Annotated in this window: 13 protein-coding genes; 9 read left to right on the top strand and 4 right to left on the bottom strand. The window is 73.0% G+C overall.

The genetic code is table 11. The features are described 5' to 3' along the window. Nucleotides 1-27: 27 nt before the first annotated feature. From DNK54_RS07095 to DNK54_RS07085, 3 genes are read right to left on the bottom strand one after another with little or no spacing between them, the layout of a single operon-like run. Nucleotides 28-930, bottom strand: coding sequence for a glycosyltransferase family 2 protein (locus DNK54_RS07095; RefSeq protein ID WP_110206238.1), 903 nt, complete (start codon nt 928-930; stop codon nt 28-30). Further along, nucleotides 927-1,640: a CDP-alcohol phosphatidyltransferase family protein gene (locus tag DNK54_RS07090; protein WP_110206237.1), complete on the bottom strand. Its 714-nt coding sequence runs from the start codon at nt 1,638-1,640 to the stop codon at nt 927-929. The genes DNK54_RS07095 and DNK54_RS07090 overlap by 4 nt, the downstream gene beginning before the upstream one ends. Next, nucleotides 1,637-3,787 (bottom strand): hypothetical protein, encoded by a 2,151-nt coding sequence (locus tag DNK54_RS07085; RefSeq protein WP_162602333.1) that lies wholly within the window; start codon nt 3,785-3,787, stop codon nt 1,637-1,639. The genes DNK54_RS07090 and DNK54_RS07085 overlap by 4 nt, the downstream gene beginning before the upstream one ends. 147 nt (nt 3,788-3,934) lie before the next feature. On the opposite strand from DNK54_RS07085, the gene DNK54_RS07080 reads away from it, so the two are divergent. From DNK54_RS07080 to DNK54_RS07045, 8 genes are all read left to right on the top strand, one after another. Then, nucleotides 3,935-6,493, top strand: a complete 2,559-nt coding sequence (locus DNK54_RS07080; protein ID WP_110206235.1) for a hypothetical protein — start codon at nt 3,935-3,937, stop codon at nt 6,491-6,493. 122 nt (nt 6,494-6,615) lie between these two features. After that, on the top strand, nt 6,616-9,447 hold the full coding sequence (locus DNK54_RS07075) for a PKD domain-containing protein (RefSeq protein ID WP_110206234.1): 2,832 nt from the start codon (nt 6,616-6,618) through the stop codon (nt 9,445-9,447). Between the two features lie 7 nt (nt 9,448-9,454). Further along, the gene (locus DNK54_RS07070) at nt 9,455-10,276 is read left to right on the top strand and encodes a hypothetical protein (RefSeq protein ID WP_110206233.1); all 822 of its coding nucleotides are present in this window, start codon (nt 9,455-9,457) and stop codon (nt 10,274-10,276) included. A 22-nt stretch (nt 10,277-10,298) separates the two neighbouring features. Continuing rightward, complete coding sequence (locus DNK54_RS07065; RefSeq protein WP_162602332.1) at nt 10,299-10,973, top strand: helix-turn-helix transcriptional regulator; 675 nt, start codon at nt 10,299-10,301, stop codon at nt 10,971-10,973. 111 nt (nt 10,974-11,084) lie between these two features. Beyond that, complete coding sequence (locus DNK54_RS07060) at nt 11,085-12,239, top strand: efflux RND transporter periplasmic adaptor subunit (RefSeq protein WP_162602331.1); 1,155 nt, start codon at nt 11,085-11,087, stop codon at nt 12,237-12,239. Continuing rightward, nucleotides 12,236-12,931: an ABC transporter ATP-binding protein gene (locus DNK54_RS07055; protein WP_110206230.1), complete on the top strand. Its 696-nt coding sequence runs from the start codon at nt 12,236-12,238 to the stop codon at nt 12,929-12,931. Before DNK54_RS07060 ends, DNK54_RS07055 begins: the two co-directional genes overlap by 4 nt. Continuing rightward, nucleotides 12,928-14,151 carry an ABC transporter permease gene (locus tag DNK54_RS07050; RefSeq protein WP_110206229.1) on the top strand — a complete coding sequence of 408 codons (1,224 nt, stop codon included), beginning with the start codon at nt 12,928-12,930 and terminating at the stop codon, nt 14,149-14,151. The genes DNK54_RS07055 and DNK54_RS07050 overlap by 4 nt, the downstream gene beginning before the upstream one ends. 46 nt (nt 14,152-14,197) lie before the next feature. After that, the gene (locus tag DNK54_RS07045) at nt 14,198-15,931 is read left to right on the top strand and encodes a permuted SH3 domain-containing protein (RefSeq protein ID WP_162602330.1); all 1,734 of its coding nucleotides are present in this window, start codon (nt 14,198-14,200) and stop codon (nt 15,929-15,931) included. A gap of 32 nt (nt 15,932-15,963) precedes the next feature. Here DNK54_RS07045 and DNK54_RS07040 read toward each other — a convergent pair whose 3' ends face one another. Continuing rightward, on the bottom strand, nt 15,964-16,599 hold the full coding sequence (locus DNK54_RS07040) for a TetR family transcriptional regulator (RefSeq protein ID WP_110206227.1): 636 nt from the start codon (nt 16,597-16,599) through the stop codon (nt 15,964-15,966). Nucleotides 16,600-16,741: 142 nt separating this feature from the next. Between DNK54_RS07040 and DNK54_RS07035 the strand changes: the two genes are divergently transcribed. Beyond that, complete coding sequence (locus DNK54_RS07035; protein ID WP_110206226.1) at nt 16,742-17,830, top strand: ferredoxin reductase; 1,089 nt, start codon at nt 16,742-16,744, stop codon at nt 17,828-17,830. Nucleotides 17,831-17,860: the final 30 nt, after the last annotated feature.

Genomic DNA, 17,860 nt, shown 5'->3' with positions numbered 1-17,860 from the left:
ACGTGTGAATTGAGTCACATGATCAGTTCAGATGCCATGCCCCCGTCGGTGTGCGAGATCCATCAGGCGGCGGGCCGAGATCAACCGCAGAGCCACGGCGGCGGCGAGGTAGGCCCGCGGCTCGGCCGCTCGGGTCCGCAGTGCGCGGGCCGCTGAGCGGAGTGCGCCGGGGCGCCGCAGTGCCGCCTCGGCGAAGGCCTTGCGGCCCAACAGTCGCGCCAGCGCCGCCGGATCCTCGTGGAAGACGGCATGCTTGGCGAGCCCGTAGTCGATGGCGGCAGCGATCACTGCCCAGTCCTGGGAGAACTGCGACATGCCCCAGCGCACCTCGACCAGCGGCTCGGGGACGACGGTGATCGGCCCGTGCTGGGCGGCCCGGATGATCCAGTCGAAGTCCTCGCCGTAGCTGCCGGGGATCTCCTCGTCCACCAGGCCGATGCCGGCGAGTGCCGTGCGCCGCACCAGCACCGTGGAGGGATGCGCCTCCATGACGCGGCGGCGTACCAGCGTGCGCAGCTCGAGGTCCCTCGACTGGGGCACCCGGATCACCCGCCGGTCGGCGTAGCGGACCACGATGCCGGACACCGCGGTGTCGGTGGCGTCGCGGGCGAGGCTGGCGGTCTGTGCGGAGAGCTTCCGGGGGAGCCAGAGGTCGTCGTCGTCGCAGAAGGCGACCAGGGGGGCGGCGCCGGCCAGGATCCCGGTGTTGCGACCGCCAGCCAGGCCGGGGGAGTGGCTGTTGCCGAGCACCCGCACCGCTCGGTGGGTCTCCGTCCGCTCCAGGGCGTGCTCCGGGTCCCCGCCGTCGAACACCACGTAGGTGGTGACCCGGCCCGGGTAGTCCTGGGCCCTGATGGCGGCCAGCGCCTCCCGCAGCAGTGCGGGCCTGTTGCGGGTGCAGACGACGACGTCGACGTCAGGAGTGGTCACGGCAGCTCCCGGGGCTCTCGTGCGGCGATCCGCTGGATGCGCCCGAGCGTGACCAGGGCGACGACGCCGTAGCCGGCACAGCCGAACCAGACGGACCAGGCCAGCAGGTCGGCCGGCAGCAGCAGCGGGGCGAGACCGAAGACGATGATCTCGACTTCCAGGACCCAGGGGAAGGCGGCCATGCCGAGCCGGTCGGCGTACGCCGTCCAGGCACGCAGGCCGGGCAGGTGCCATCGATGGTCGAAGCCGCCGTCGCCGAGCCCGGCACGCTCGGCCAGGTGCTTGCGGTGCCCCAGCGCCCAGTTGTGGATGCCGAGCAGGGCGAGCAGGCCCAGCGCCGGACCGGGGGCGAGGTGGCCGTCGGTGAGGAGCCGCCAGGTGAGCAGGGCCGCCACCACGTGGGTGCCCACCACGTCGGCGGAGATGTCGAGGGCGGCGCCGCGCGCCGAACCGGTGCCCTGCTCTCGGGCCACCATCCCGTCGACGCAGTCGAAGAAGTAGCGCGCGAGGAAGAGCAGCCCACCCCAACGGTAGGAGCCGGTCGCGAAGCAGGCGGCCGCACCGAGGGCGAGTCCGAACGCCATCGCGGTGATCCGGTTGGGGGTGACGCCCGGGAGCGGTGCCAGGCGGTGCGCCAGCGGGCGGGCGAGCGGGTCGACAGCCAGCCGGGCCCAGATCATCCGTGGCGGTCCTGCGGTGGTCATCGTCATCGTGACCCTCCTTCGTACGCGTGCGTCCGGCGTCGGCGTACCGCGGTGAGGCCCGCTCCGACCAGCAGGCCGAGCGCCGCTCCGCTGGTGGTGCGCACGGCCAGGTCGCCGGGCACGGTGCGGGCCGGGTCGACGGCGACCACCCGGCCGACGTCGTCCGGCGTCGCCCGCACCCGGGCGTCGGCACTGGTGAGTCGGCCGATCAGGACCTGGCTGGACTGGTCCCACGGGAGGACCCGGCGCAGGTCCTGCCGGAGTCGGGCGAGCAGGTCGTTGCGGCGCTCGCTGACGTAGCTCCGCCGCGTCGCCAGGTAGGAGTCCACGACGGCGAGCGCGCGGGCCCGCGACGCTGCGGCGCTCCCCGCCCGTGCGGTGACGAGGAGGATCTGGGTGTGCGGCTCGGCAGCGAGACCGATCGAGTCGCGGAGCAGCGGCACCGTGACGCCGGGATCCTGGGTCCCGAGCGTGGCAGCGGCGTTGCTCAACGTGCGCTCGGAGAGAAGCAGCGCTGCCTCGGTATCCAGCGTCATGCGCAGCTCGCGCCGGGGAAGTGTCCTGCTCTCGACCAGATCGGTCACGGCCGGCACCGAGTACGGATCGGGCGGCAGCGTGAGGGCGACGTGCACGCGCGTGGCCTGATCGCGTGGAGCAGCCGGATGGGCGGCAACGGCCGCACCAGCGGCCCCGAGCGCGACCAGGGCGACGGTCGCGGGGGCCGCCGTCCGGAGCCGCTCCCGGAGCTGGCGACCGGTGCGCAACGCCCCCAGCGGGCGACTCCCGCGCTGCTCGCGCGCGACCAGCCCGACCGCGATCGCGACCATCAGGAGTGGCAGACCGAGGGTGTCGTAGACGAAGAGCTGGACGGCGAACATCGCCAGCACCACCGTGGCGAGCGTCTCGTTGGTGGTACGGCAGCGCCAACAGCGGGCCAGGGCGCACGCCAGCGTGCTCAGGAAGAGCGCGACCCCCAACCAGCCCTGCGAGAAGAGCACCAGCCAGAGATGGCCCTGCGTGCCGAGCGGTGGTACGCCGCAGGCGGGGCAGTCGGGCCGCGAACCCCCGGCGATCGAGGCGAAGCTGCCCTGCACGTCGCGGGTGCTCCCGAAGCCGATGATGGGTGAGCCCGAGGTCACCGACGAGATCGTGGTCGCGGCCAGGCTCCCTCGGCGTTCGTTGCTGTGTTGGTGGGCGAGCCGCTCGCCGACGATGCTGACCAACGGGCCGAGCAGCACCAGGCCGACCAGGCCGACGACCACCGCGCCGACCAGCAGGTGCCGGCCGCGTCCGCGGCGCAGGGCCAGCGCAGTGCCGGCCAGTGCGCCGAGCAGCAGGCAGGCCCAGAGTCCCCGGTTGAGGGAGTGCACAGCGGGCACCAGTGCGACCAGCAGCAGCGCCGCGACCCCGACCCGTGCCGCCCGTCCGCGGCCGCCTGCCCAGGCGACGACGTACACGGTCGAGAGCGCGAGCACGCTGCCCCAGGTGTTGGTGAAGGCGAACGGTGCCTTCGGCCGTGCCTCCGCGCGTCCCAGCACCTGCTGCACATCGGCGACCTCCGGATGCACCAGAGAACCGACGAAGGCATTGCTGCGCAGGCCGTGCGGGAGCACCGCCTCGACCGGCGAGGTGAAGGCCAGATGGGGCCACGCCATGCCGATGAGGCCGCCGACGGTGGCCACCAGGCAGAGGCTCCCGACGATGCCGTGGACGGTCCGGTCCGGCAGACGCGATCGGGAGGTGTTCACCAACCAGAGGAGCAGGGCGGTGCAGGCGAGGTACCACGCCAGGCGGTAGCCGAAGACCAGCAGGCGACCGGAGCCGAAGCCGCCCGGCACCGCGCCCGGCGCGTCGGTGCCGAGCACCAGGACGCCACCCGCGACGCATAGCAGGAAGAGGAGCCACGGCACCGCACCCGGTGGCAGGTCCAGCTCCTGTCGCGAAGGCCTTGGCAGTCGCAGCGGGCCACGGACTTGCGTAGCAGGACCCAGCCGCCGTCCGTGCAGCCGGAGAGCTGCGGCCGCGGCCACCGCGATCGGGACCACTGCCGCGAGGCCGAGCACCCACCAGAGCGGATACCCGAGAAAGAGGACGGCGAGCAGCCGGGTCGGCGCTGTCCACCGACCACCCTGCTGCACAACCCCCGACGACACAGGCACAAGACAACGCCGACGAGGCCGCCGGCACGTCACCGATTTGGGGGATCTGTGTTGTCCGGACCGCCCAACCCGGGCGATCACTGGTCTCGTGGAGGCACGCCGGCGCCCGTGGGGGGACGCCGACCGGCTCCGGAGGTCACTATGCGCTGCCGCGTCGCTCTCGTGCTCACCACGATCTGTCTCGCGACTCTCCTGCCACCGCCCGCCGTGGCCGACCCGCCCCCCGACCCGCCGGTGGTCGGCGGCGGCCAGCTGGCCGGGGAGGTGGCGGTCCGTGACACCCCGGACGTCCTGGACGGCCGCGTGGAGTCGGTGACGCGGGCCGGCGACACCATGGTGCTCGGCGGCGACTTCCGTCGGGTCCGCGACCACGTCACCGGGAGGGTGCTGCGTCGACGCAACCTGGTCGCCTTCGATGCCGCGACCGGTCGTGTCCTGCCGGCCTTCGCGCCCGTGGTCGACGGCCCCGTCTCGACGGTGCTCGCTGCCGGTGACGGGCAGACGGTCTACATCGCCGGCGACTTCCGCACCGTCAGCGGTGTCCGTCGCCAGAATCTCGCCCGCCTGCGGGTGGAGGACGGCGGGGTGGTCCGCTCCTTCGATGCCGGTGCGATCACCGGGCAGGTCCGCGATCTCGCGCTGGTGCGCGACCGCCTCTGGGTGGCCGGCGCGTTCACCCACGTCGCGGGCCGCGCCCGGCGCGCGCTGGCCACCGTGGATCCCGGGACGGGTCGGCTCACCGCGGAGATGGGACTGCGGATCGCGGGCACCCATCACGGCGGGGTGACCCAGGTGCTCGCTCTCGACGCGCGCGACGACCAGGTCGCGTTGGTCGGGAACTTCACCACCGTCGAGGGCGCATCCCGTCGTCAGCTTGCCGTGCTCGACGTCGCCGGCACCCATGCCCGCCTCTCCGGCTTCCGGACCGACTTCTATGCGGCGCAGTGCTCCTCCGCCAACACCACCTATCTCCGCGATGTCGCCTTCGCTCCCTCCGGGGAGTGGCTCGTCGCCGTCACCACGGGCGGGGCCGAGGGCCCCGACAGTCCGTGCGACTCGGCGGCGCGCTTCGAGGTCGCCGGAGGGACGCGTGCGCCCACCTGGGTGGCGGCGACGGGCGGCGACACGATGACGGCGGCTGTCGTGACCGACGCGGCTGTCTACGTAGGTGGGCACTTCCGCTGGCTCAACAACCCGTGGGGACGCAACCGCGCGGGCAGTGGCGCGGTCCCTCGCTCCGGCATCGCCGCGCTGGATCCGCTCAACGGACTGCCCCTGCCGTGGAACCCGGGCCGTACGCGAGGGGTGGGGGTCTTCGACCTCCTGCCCACCCCGGACGGGCTCTGGGTCGCCTCGGACACCGACCGCATCAACTGGCAGCTGCGCGGTCGGATCGCCCGGATGCGACCCACGGGCAGGACGATCCGTCAGGTCGGGCAACCGACCCTGCCGGCCGACGTGGTGGGCAGCGGTGCTCCCGGGTTCCGCCGCACCGTCGGGGCCGACGCAGCCGGTGAGCTCACCACCGGCCCTACGTTCACGGGCATGCGCGCCGGCTTCGTGCTCGACGGCGAGGTCTTCCACGTTGACGTCGACGCACCCGTACTGCGTCGCAGCCCGTGGCAGGGCGACGGGCTCGGCGCTGCAGAGCCGGCGACCGCAGCCGACGGGACGGTTCCGTTGTCGCAGTGGCGCGACGAGCTCCGCCGGATCACCGGACTGGTGTACGACGCGGGCCGGGTCTACTACACCCTGGCCGGCGACCCACGCCTATGGACCCGGGCCTTCTCGCCGGCCGGCGGCGTGGTGGGTGCCCGACGGGCCGTCGCCGATCTCGGGGGCGAGGGGGCGCCGTACGCCACGATGCGCGGCATGTTCCTGGCGGGCGAGCACCTGCACTGGCTCGACGCGTCGGGTCGGCAGTGGAGCGCCCCGTGGCGGCGCACCGCCTCCTCTGCCCGTCCGGATCTTGCGGCGGCGCAGGTGCTGCCCGGTGCGACGGTTCCTGCGTCGGAGGGGGCCGTGCAGCTCGTGCTCCAGGAGGGGGTGGGGGCGGGGCCGTGGCCTGACGTGACGGGGGCAGCGCCGTACACGCTTCACCCGGTCGGTCGGCCCCTGACCGTACGCCGCGCGCACACCAAGAGACTCCGCGTGCGGGTGCCCGCGAGCGCTCGCCCCGGCGACCTCGTGCTCCTCCACGCTGCGGGCGCCGGCAAGCCGCGGCTCGTTGCGCCCGCCGGTTGGCGGCGAGCGGCAGCGGTGCGTACGCCGCAGCTGGCGGTCGGGCTCTGGTCGCACCGACTGGCGACCGGTGAGGTCGGAGGCCGGATCGCCGTCACGACGTCGCGCCGTCGCGCCCTGCGACTCACCCTGGTCGTGCTGCGCTCGGCCGATGGCGACCTCAGGGTCCAGGCCCGGCACAGCACGACGTCGGGCGGCCGTCGCGGCACCCGTGCGCCGACGCCGGTTGCGGGCTACGGCTCCTGGGTGCTCCGCTTCGTGGCCACCGCCGGGGGGCCCAAGGTGCGGTGGGGGAGACCGGATCGGCTGCTCAGCCGACGGCTGGCGCAGACGGCGAACCCCGGCGTTCAGGTGCTCGACACGGCAGCGCCGGTCGCAGCGGGCCGCTACCGGCTGCCGAAGGCGCGGGTGCGGGGCGTCGAACGCACCGTCGACCTGGCTGTCGTGGTCGGCCGGTGAGCACCGTGGATCACCGATATGAGGGAAGTTCGCCCGCAGCCCGGAACCAGCGGCAGCACAGGCTCCTAGCGTCGAGTCGTCCACCTCGGGCTGTCCACTCGGCGAAGGGTGCGTTACCCCTCATGCGTAGATCTCTCTCCATCATCTTGCCGGTCCTCGTGTTGTTCCTTCCGGTGTGCGCAGCGCTGCCGGCGACCGCTGCCTCGACTCCCGGCGGTCGACTCGCCAGCGAGGTCGCGGCGAGCGGGACTCCCCACGTCCTCGACGGCCGCGTGCTCTCCGTGACCCGCGTCGGGGACACGGTGCTCCTGGGCGGCACGTTCGACACGGCCCGCAACGACGGGTCGCAGACCGTGCTGACGCGCAGCAACCTGCTGGCGTTCGACGCCAACACCGGTGTCATCCGCACCGGGTTCACCCCCGACCCCAACGGCACCGTGCAGAAGGTGCTCGACGCAGGGGACGGCCAGACGGTCTACGTGGCAGGAAACTTCACCAGCATCGGCGGCGTCGCGCGCAACCGGATCGCCCGGATCCGGATCTCCGACGGATCGGTCGTGTCGACCTTCAACGCGGGCACCGTCTCGGGGCAGATTCGCGACCTCGGGATGTCGCGCGGACGTCTGTGGATCGGCGGCGCCTTCACCCACGTCGGGGGCAAGGCCCAACGCGCGCTCGCCACGTTGGACCCCACCACCGGTGCACGCACACCGTTCATGAGCCTGGCCGTCGCCGGCATCCACAACGACGGCGTGACCCAGGTGTTGAAGTTCGACATCACCCCCTCTGGTGACCGCCTGGTCGCGGTCGGCAACTTCGACACGCTGGAGGGCGTCACCAGCCACCAGCTCCTGATGCTGGATGTCGGCGGTGCCGCGGCGGCCCCCGCCGACTTCCGCACCAGCTTCTACACGCAGGCCTGCTCGCAGTCGTTCGACAGCTACATGCGCGACATCGACTTCGCCCCCGACGGCTCCTTCTTCGTGGTCTCCACCACCGGCGCCTACGGCGGCAGCAACGCGCCCTGCGACACCACGGCCCGCTGGGAGACCGGAGCCTCCGGCGCCGCGGTGCAGCCCTCCTGGGTGGACTACACCGGTGGCGACACCACGTACGGCGTCGAGGTCACCGATGCGGTGGTCTACGTCGGGGGCCACTTCCGCTGGCAGAACAACGCGTTCCGAGGCGACAACGCCGGCCAGGGCGCGGTGGCGCGCGAGGGGATCGCTGCTCTCGACCCGATCAACGGCCTGCCGTTCTCCTGGAACCCGGGGCGCACCAAGGGGGTTGGGGTCTTCGACTTCCTCGACACCCCGCAGGGCCTGTGGGTCGCCTCCGACACCGACCGGATCGGCAACTACCAGCTGAAGAGCCGCATCGCCCGGATGCGCCCGGACGGCCTGGTCTTCCCGGCGACCAGCACGCCGCAGCTGCCCAACGACGTCTACTCGATCGGTGCCACCGGAGTGGTACGCCGCCCGGTGACGCTGACGACAGTCGGTGCGGCAGCGGCGGTGCCGGGCGCCGGCATCGACTGGAACGCGGTGCGCGGGGCGTTCATGCTCAACGGCTGGCTCTACCTCGCCCAGTCCGACGGCCAGTTCGTCCGGCGCAGCTTCGACGGGACGACCTTCGGCGCGGCCGAGGCGGTCAACGGCAGCGAGCTGGTCGTGCCGTTCACCGACTGGCGCTCCGACGTCTCGCGGATGACGGGCCTCTTCTACGACTCCGGCCGGCTCTACTTCACCCTCACCGGAAGCAACCAGCTCTACTACCGCTACTTCACGGCCCAGAGCGGCGTGGTGGGTGCCAAGCGGCTGGTCGCCTCCGGCAACGTGGGGGGCATCGACTTCGCCCAGGTGCGCGGCATGTTCGGCACCGGCGACGCCCTCTACTGGGCTACTCCGGACGGTGCGCTGCGCCGGATCGACTGGGCGCAAGGCGCGCAGTCCGGTCGGCCGGTCGCCGGCACCGCGAGCGTGCGCTCGGGGCCGGGCGTCGACGGCGTCGTCTGGAGTGGTCGCGCGCATGTGCTCTTCCAGGACGCCTCCGGCCACGGCGCGGGTCCCAACCAGCCGCCTCAGGCCGCCTTCACCTCCTCCTGCGTCCACCTGGCCTGCACCTTCGACTCCGCGGGCACGGAGGATCCCGATGGCGAGGTCGTCAGCCGCGCCTGGGACTTCGGGGACGGCGGCAGTGGGAGCGGGACGACGGTCGGTCACACGTTCGCGGCGGCGGGCCAGTATCCGGTGACCCTGACCGTCACGGACGATGACGGAGCGGTCGCGCAGGTCACCCACCAGGTCCAGGTGCAGGCGGCACCGGCAGCCGCGATCGCGTTCGCCGCCGCGGCATCGGCGAATGCCAACGCGACCGTGCACCGGGTCACCGTGCCGGCCGCCGTCGAGGCCGGCGACCTGCTGCTGCTGGAGATGACGGTCAACACCACCGGCCCGTCGATCGCCGATCCCGGTGGCTGGACGCAGGTCGAGGCCCAGTCCGGCAGCAACGTGCAGGGCCGGCTGTGGACGCGCCGCGCAACGGCAGCCGACGCCGGGTCGGTGGTCTCGGTGCAGCTCTCGGGGATCGCGAAGGCTGACCTGAGCATCAGCGCCTACCGGGCGACGGGGGCGGAGGTCACGGTCGCCGCGCACGGCTCCGCGATCGATACGGCCAGTGCGGCGCCGCACACCGCCCCGGCGCTGACCTCGCCGGCGCCGGGCTGGCTGCACACCTACTGGGCGGCCAAGTCGTCGGAGCAGACGAGCTGGGCGCTTCCGGGCTCGATGACGGGCCGGAGCGCCTCGCAGGGCGCAGGTGGCGGCGGCATCTACGCCGTCGCCGCCGACAGCGCCACGGACGAACCGGCGGGTCCCGTTGCCGGCCGGACGGCGGTCACCGACCCTGCCGCCACCCGGGTGGTCATGTTCAGCGTGCTCCTGGCGCTGGGGTGAGTCCGCCGTGCGCGCGCCGTACCTGTGCCTGATGGCCCTGCTGCCGCTCGCCGCGTGCGGTGCGACAGCGGGCTCGCCAGAGCGGTCGGCGCCTCCTACCGAGGCGCCGACCGGGTCGGCCGGGAGCAGCGCCGAGATCGTGCTCGACTTCGACCACGTCACCGCGGAGTTCGGCAGCGTGCTTCCCGACGTGCGCAACGCCGGGTCGGCACGCGTGCGGACAGAGGTGACAACGGCCAACGGCGGCCGCGTGCGCCTCGCCCCTGGGGCGGGCGACGGCGGTGCGCTTCGGCTGCCCGCCTACGGCGGGAGCCCGGAGGCGCCGTCAGCGGCGCTCCTGGTCTGGGACACTGCCGACGCGCTCTCCCCGGGCGAGCGCGACTTCAGCTTCGGGGCCACCTTCCAGCTCGACGAGGTGTCCGAGGGCGATCCGAGCGACAACGGCGACAACCTGATGCAGCGCGGGCTCTTCGCCGACACCGCCCAGCTCAAGCTGCAGCTCGACCACGGGGTCCCGTCCTGCCGGGTGGCGGGCAGCGACGGAGCGGTGGTGGTGGCGTGGCCGGGACCGATCGAGCGCGGCCGGTGGCTCGCCGTACGGTGCACGCGCGTCGGCGGCCTGTTGACCCTGGCGGTGACCGACCCGGTCTCAGGCTCACCGGAGGGAGAGGAACGGCAGGAGCGTGGCGACATCGGCACCGTGGAGTTCGCCTCCGACGTCCCCTTCGCGATCGGAGCCAAGGTGCTCGCCGGCGGCGCGCTGCCGACCTCGGCGACCGACCAGTTCAACGGGGTGATCGACGATGTGTTCGTCGCCGTCCCCGGTTGATCTGGGGCGTTCCCGGGATGCGTTGCCCCGGCTGGCCGTGGTGGGCGACCAGCTGCTCACCACGCAGGCCGTGAGCGCCGCGCTGGCGGCGCGCGGGTTCGCGACGGCAGCCTTCCCGCTCACCCAGCGCCCCGAGGAGGTGCGACGCCTCCGTCGTGCGGTGGCGGCCTGGAGCGACGAGGCGGTGTTGCTTCTCGAGGTGCTGGACCGCGGCCACGTCTCGTCGATGCTGCGGTTGATCCGCAGCAGCCCGCAGACCCGCTGGCTGCTGCTGTGGGGCGTGCGGGAGGAGCCGCACTGGGGGGCCGCGATCGATGCCGGCGCCGCCGGGGTGCTGCCGGTCACCGTGGGTCTGGAGGAGCTGGCGGCGGCGGTGCGTGGCGTGGGCCGCGAGGGCACGCTGCACTCCGCCCGGGAGAGACGCCGACTCGTTCGGGCGTGGGAGAGCTGGTCGGAGGGTCACCGTCAGCTGCTCGCACGCCTGGAGCTGTTGACCCCCCGCGAGGGTGAGGTGCTGGAGTCCCTGCGCCAGGGCATGACCGTCACCGAGGTATCGGAGGCAGCCGGCGTCTCGGTGGACACGGTACGCAGCCAGGTGCGCGCGGTGCTGCACAAGCTGGACGTTCCCTCGCAGCTGGCGGCGGTCGCGCTGTTGCAGCGGGCGATCGATCTTCAGCCTGTGGCCAGACGCGCCTGAGCCAGCGGCTCCCGGACACACAGGCTGCGCACAGGTCGGGCAGGTCCGCGACACAGGCAGGCACTCCAGGCTTCTCGGCGAGTGGTGCCGCCACGCCTGAGGAGGATGCCTGTGCCTGCCCGTCTGAGAGTGCGTCTGCCCCGTCTGCGCCACCGCTGGTGGATCGCGGCTGCGGTGTTGGTGCTCGTCGCCGGTCTCGGCGTGACGCGCCTGGTCGGGGACGAGGAGCAAGGCACGGCCACCGTGATGGCCAGCGCCACTCTCTCCTCGCTCCGTGCCACCGTCACCGGAAGCGGCACACTGGAGGCCAGACGCCAGGAAGAACTCGCCTTCGCCGGCTCCGGCACCGTGAGCGCGGTGCTCGTCGAGGCGGGTGACGAGGTCACGCGAGGGCAGGTGATCGCGCGGCTCGACCCGACGGCGTTGCAGGCGGAGTACGACGCCGCAGTGGCGCGCGTTGCGGCTGCCGAGGCCACGGTCGCGGACTCCGCCTCCGGCGACGCCACGCGTGTTGCCGCCGACCGGAGTGCCCTCGTGGCTGCCCGCGCCGACCGCGCCTCGGCCGCGGCGGCGCTCGAGGGCGCCGTCCTGCGGGCGCCGTACGGCGGCACGGTGACCTCGGTGGGCTTCGCGGCGGGGGAGCAGGTGGGCAGCGGAGCGGCACCCACCGACGAGACGTCGGCAGCCGTCACCGTCGTCGACACGAGCCGCTATCGGGTGAGTGCGACCGTCGCCGCCGCGCAGATCGACCAGGTCGAGCGAGGGCAGCAGGCCGAGGTCACCGTGACCGGCGCGTCCGAGGCAGTGCAAGCCACCGTGACCCGGGTAGGCCGGGTCGCGACGATCAGCAGCTCGGGTGCGGCCCAGTACGGCGTCGAGCTCCGGGTCGCGAAGGACGTGACGGGGCTCTACGTCGGTTCGTCGGCCGCGGTCGCGATCGTCGTCGGCGACGAGGGCGAGGCGCTGACGGTGCCGACCGCGGCGATCCGCACGGACGCCGACGGCGGCAGCTACGTGCTCCTGGCCGACGGAGACCGCCGCAGCGTCCAGACGGGTTCGGTCCGCGGTGCGCAGACGGAGATCGTCGACGGGCTCAGTGAGGGAGAGCGGGTGCGACTCGCCTCCCGGCAGGGTGGCCGCGGTAGCGATGGTCGGCAACAACCGGGGGGCTTCCCGGCCGGCGACCCGCCCGCGGGATTCCCCGAGATGCCGGGCGGCATGCCCGAGGGCGGCGTACCGCAGTCTTCGCCGGGCGACACGCGATGAGCACCCCGGTGCTCGAGCTGCAAGGGGTTCGCAAGACCTACTCCACCGGTGCCGGTGCGGTCGAGGCCGTCCGTGGCATCGACGCGGTGGTGGTGGCCGGCGAGTACGTCGCCGTCGTCGGACCCAGCGGCTCCGGGAAGTCGACGCTCATGCACATCCTCGGCTGCCTCGACGTGCCGACCTCCGGGCGGCAGTTGGTGCGCGGCCAGGACGTCGCCGCGATGGACGAGGCCCAGCTCGCCGCGGTGCGCAACAGGGAGATCGGGTTCGTCTTCCAGCAGTTCCACCTGCTCCCGGGGCTGACGGCGCTGCGCAACGTCGAGCTGCCGCTGATCTATGCCGGGGTGACCGCCCTGGAGCGTCGTCGGCGGGCGACCGTGGCGCTGACCAGGGTGGGGCTCGGCGACCGTGCCGACCATCGGCCTGGCGAGCTCTCCGGCGGTCAGCAGCAGCGCGTCGCCATTGCACGTGCCCTGGTCACGGACCCTGCGCTCGTCCTCGCCGACGAGCCCACGGGCAACCTGGACTCGCGGGCGACCGCAGACGTGCTGGCGCTCTTCCGGGAGCTGCACGACCAGGGGCGCACCATCGTGCTGATCACCCACGAGCAGGAGGTCGCGGCGGAGGCGGATCGGGTGCTGACCCTGCGCGATGGGCTGCTCGAGGATGCCGGGGCGGGGGTGGCTCGATGAGCTGGCTGGAGAACCTCCGCACGGCGGTCGAGGCAGTGCGGGCGCACCGACTGCGTTCGGCGCTGACCATGCTCGGCATCGTCATCGGGATCAGCTCGGTGATCGTCACCGTCGGTCTCGGTCAGGGAGCCCAGGAGAAGGTGCGCTCGCAGATCGACGCGTTGGGAGCCAACCTCCTGATCGTCTCGCCGGGAAGCAGCACCGACAGCGACGGCAACCGCGGTGGCTTCGGCAGCGCCACGACGCTCACCCTGACCGACGCGGAGGCGCTGGGCGATGTCGCTGTCGCGCCCGACATCGCCGCCGTCGCACCGGTCAGCTCCGGCGCCGCGTCTCTGACGGCCGGGAGCGTCAACTGGACCTCGCGCCTGGTCGGAACCACCCGGGACTGGCGGGTGGTGCGCGACCGGGCCCTGGCACAGGGACGGTTCTTCACCGACACCGAGGTCGCCGAGGCCGCCTCCGTGGTGGTGCTGGCCGCTGACACGGCGGACGAGCTCTTCGGCGGCGCCGCAGAGGCGGTCGGGCAGGAGCTCAGGGTGAGCGGCCGCGGTCTCACCGTCATCGGCGTGCTGCGGGAGTCCGGAGTCGGCGACGTCTCCGAGAGCGAGGACGACCAGGCACTGGCGCCGATGACGACGGTGCGCCAGATCAACGGGAGTACCGCGGAGACCGTGACCACGATCTACGTCCAGGCCCGCTCGGCGGAGTTGCTCAGCGCCGCCTACCAGGAGATCTCCGCCGTGCTCGCCACCCGGCACGCGGTCGACACCCCCGACTTCACGGTCAGCACCCAGGAGTCCCTGGTCGCGACCGCCAACGAGACGAATCGCACCATGACCGTGCTCCTGGCCGGCGTTGCCGCGATCTCGTTGCTGGTCGGCGGGATCGGGGTCATGAACATCATGCTGGTCTCGGTCACCGAGCGGTTCCGGGAGATCGGGCTGCGCAAGGCCCTGGGCGCGACGCCGTCGGTGATCCGGCGCCAGTTCCTCACCGAGGCCAGCATCCTCGGGCTCGGTGGCGGCGTGCTGGGCATCGCCACGGGCTGGTGCGCCGCCGCAGTCCTGCCCCGGCTGATCGACCAGCCGGTCACCGTGTCGGTCACGGCGACCCTGGCCGCCCTGCTTGTCGCGCTCGGGATCGGCATCGGCTTCGGGGTGCACCCGGCGGCCCGGGCCGCTGCCCTGGCGCCCATCGACGCGCTCCGTAGCGAGTGACCCACCCAGGAGGAGAGAGATGCCTGCCTTGTTCAGCCTGTCCAGCATGAGCCGTCGAGTACGACGCCCCCGCGGCCGATCGGTCGTGCTCGGAGCCGTGTTGCTCGCGCTCGCGGCGGCAGGCACGACGATGGCCGCTGCCGGGGACGACGAGGGCGGCCGCTTCCGCACCGTGGTCGTCGAGCACGGAGCGGTCGAGGAGGTGATGACACTCACCGGCACCGTCGATGCGGCCAGGCGTGCCGACGTGACCTCCACAGTCGAGGGCACGGTGGCGTCCGTGCGGATCGCGGAGGAGGAGCGGGTGCGGGCCGGCCAGGTTCTGGTGACCCTCGAACGCGCCGAGCCGCGCGCCGCGGTCCGGCGCGCCCGCGCCGGCCTGGCGCAGGCGCAGGCGACCTTGGCCGAGGACCAGGCGGCCCAGATCGCCTCGGCCACGGAGGCCGCGGCGGCGCGGACCGAGACGTCGGCAAGCACGCCCGCCCCCGCCGACCCGACAGCGACCGAGCCCCAGTCGAGCGAGAGCGCCCAGGCGGGCGAGAGCGGCCAACCCGACGCGGTGACCCTTCCGGCGCTGATCGCCCGGATGACTGAGCAGCAGCAGGCGGTCAGCGGCGCGCAGAGTGTGGCGAGTGCCGCACTGACCACGGCACGTGCGGCGCTCGCCCGGCAGACCGAGGCTTGTGCGTCCCCGACAGACGGCGCACCTTCGACGGAGGCGACGTCCTCGGACGGTGCGCCGGTGCCGGACGACGCCGCGGCAGTGACCGAGGCGGCCGAGCTGGCGCCCGCCTGCACGACCGCGCTGGTCGAGGTGCAGTCCGCGCAGAGCGACGCGGCCGTCGCGCAGGACGCCCTGCAGGTCGCGATCACCGATCTGGCCACGACGCTCGGCGAGGCGGGGGTAGCGGTCCGGTCCGCCGCTTCCGCACCCGGAAGCCAGGGGACGCAACAGCCCGCCCAGGAGTCCGCCGACTCCCAGTCGACGGGTCCGTCGGAGACCGGCCCGTCGCGGGATGCCGGGAACGCGGCAACGGAGCCGGCGTCGACGCGCGCAGTCACCGCAGCTCAGCTAGCTCTCGACCAGGCCGCGATCGACCAGGCTCGCGCTGACCTGGCCCGCGCTCGCCAGGACCTGAAGGCGACGGTCGTCCGCGCGCCCCGTGGTGGCCGGGTCGTCAGGCTCGACGTGTCGCAGGGCGACGTGCTCGCCGCGGGCGAGACCGCCCTGGTGATCTTCGCCGGCAAGCAGGTCGCGGTCGAGCTGGCCCTCAGGGAGGAGCAGGTCGCCGACGTGGAGATCGGTCAGCAGGCTCGGGTCGCGATGCCCGGGCAGAGCGAGCAGGCGACCGGCACGGTGAGCGCCGTCGCCGCAGTGGGGGAGAGCGCGGACGGGGTGACGTCGTACGCCGCGACGGTGGTGGTGCCCGAGCCCGTGGTGTCCCTGCCGAGCGGCGCGAGCGCCCAGGTCGAGGTGGTGGTCGGTGAGGTCGCTGACGCGTTGCGGGTGCCGGTCTCGGCGGTCACGGTCGCCGGGGAGCGGGCGACGGTGCGGTTCCGCTCCGGTGACTCGACGCGGAGCCGCCAGGTGCAGGTAGGCCGGATCGGCGACCGCTATGTCGAGATCATCGACGGGTTGGCTGCGGGGGACCGGATCGTCCTCGCCGACCTGGATGCGGCGATCGAGGGGGCGGGTACTCAGCTGCGCGAGTCTGGATCGCGCGGCTTCCAGCCTCCGGACGGGATGCGGGGAGGAGGCGCTCGCGGCACCGCTCGTTGAGTCACCGGCGTCGTCGCGCTGCCCGGCGGGGGTCAGTCGGGCAGCGGTGACCAGCCCGCCGCACCGACGACAGCCATCCGCGCCTGGTGGCGGACCGTCTCGGTGATCCGCGCCCGTGCCCGGGGATCGTCCGCGCTGACGAACTCCCCGGCCGCGGCGACCATCAGGTTGACGAAGAGCCCGGCGAGGAGAGCGAGGTCGCGGGCGCCCCACGCGCCCAGCTCCGGCATCCGTCCGAGGTCGCGGGCCAGCTCGCGCTCGAAGAGGTCGAGCTCGTGGCGGATCGCCCCGCTGACGGCTCCAGCCCCGCCGTACCGCTCGCGCGAGATGAACCGGAAGTGCGGCACGTCCTCGGCGAGGTGGGCGGCCAGCACGTCGACGGACGCGTCGATGAGCTGCTCCGGCCGGGGGTCGCCGCGGCGTACCTCCGACAGCATGCTGCGCAGGCTCACGAAGGACTCGTCGACCAACGCCAGGCCGAGCTCGTCCAGGGTGGCGAAGTGGCGGTAGAAGGCGGTGGGCACGATGCCGACCGCCTTGGTGAGCTGGCGCAGTGACAGGGCGGCGAAGGAGCTCTCGGCCAACAGGTCGAGAGCGGCGTCGAGGATGGCCCGCCGGGTGCGGTCCTTCTTCTCCTGGCGGCTCTCCGGCTCGGGCGTGGGGGTCACGGCTGCAGTCTAGTGAGCGTTTTGAGTGCACAGATGTGCACCGTGCGCGAGGTCACGTCGATCCTTGGTTGACTCGGGGTGGCCGGGTGCGGCAGATTTTCGGTGTACAGATGTTCACTGAATCCCGAGAGGACGTGTCTCGATGAGCATCACCCAGACTCTGCTCCGCTCCCGCGTGGTCGAGGCGCTCGCCTCCCCGCACGGAGTGGACCGCTACCTCGAACTGGTCAACCCGATGTGGGCGGCCCGCGAGGTACGCGCTCGCGTGGTCGAGGTGCACCGCGAGGTGGCCGTCGACGGCCACCCGCCCGTCACCACCCTGACCCTTCAGCCCACCTCCACCTGGCGCGGCCACCGGGCCGGCCAGCACGTGCAGGTCGGCGTGGAGATCCCCGGTTCCCGTCGGACCACCCGGGTCTTCTCGGTCTCCAGCGCCGAGTCCGGCCCCGGCGACCGGTTCACCATCACGATGCGGGCCAACCCCGACGGCGTGGTCTCCCGCTTCCTCGCCGAGGCGGGTGTCGGCCAGCTGCTGCACCTCTCCCAGGCGCAGGGCGACTTCGTCCTGCCGGACCGGGTCCCGGACCGGCTGCTCCTCATCTCAGGTGGCTCCGGCATCACGCCGGTGATGTCGATGCTGCGCACCCTGCAGCGGCGCACCCACCGCGGTGAGGTCACCTTCCTCCACTACGCCCAGTCGCCGCAGCACCAGATCTTCGCCGAGGAGCTCGCCGAGGTCGCGCGCTCCGGGTACGGCGTCGACGTGCGGCTGCTGCACCCCGAGCTGGGCGACCCGGCGCTGAGCCCCGCGTGGCTCGGTCGCGTCGTGCCGGAGTTCCGCGACGTGCCGACCTGGGCGTGCGGCCCGGCGCCGTTGATCGAGGCGGTCCGCGCGGCGTACACGGGGCCCGAGGGCGAGCTGTCGCCGGCCCTCCGCGTCGAGTACTTCAAGCCCCCGCGCACCTCTGCCGGGGAGGCCGGCGGCGAGGTGAGCTTCACTCGCAGCGACAAGGCAGCACCCAACACGGGGGCGACCCTGCTCGAACAGGCCGAGGCGTTGGGACTGGCTCCTGAGTTCGGCTGCCGGATGGGCATCTGCTTCTCGTGCGTCGCCACCAAGTCCGAGGGCACCGTGCGCAACGTGCTCACCGGCGAGACCTCCTCCCTGCCCGACGAAGAGATCCGGATCTGCGTCTCCGCCCCCGACGGCGACTGCTCCGTGACCCTCTGACCCCCACCCCCTCTTGGAGATCGTCCCTAA

The organism is Nocardioides daejeonensis, from assembly GCF_003194585.1.
GTDB lineage: Bacteria > Actinomycetota > Actinomycetes > Propionibacteriales > Nocardioidaceae > Nocardioides > Nocardioides daejeonensis.
The sequence above is the reverse complement of the archived record's forward strand: the minus strand, read 5'-3'. Positions and strand labels throughout refer to the sequence as shown.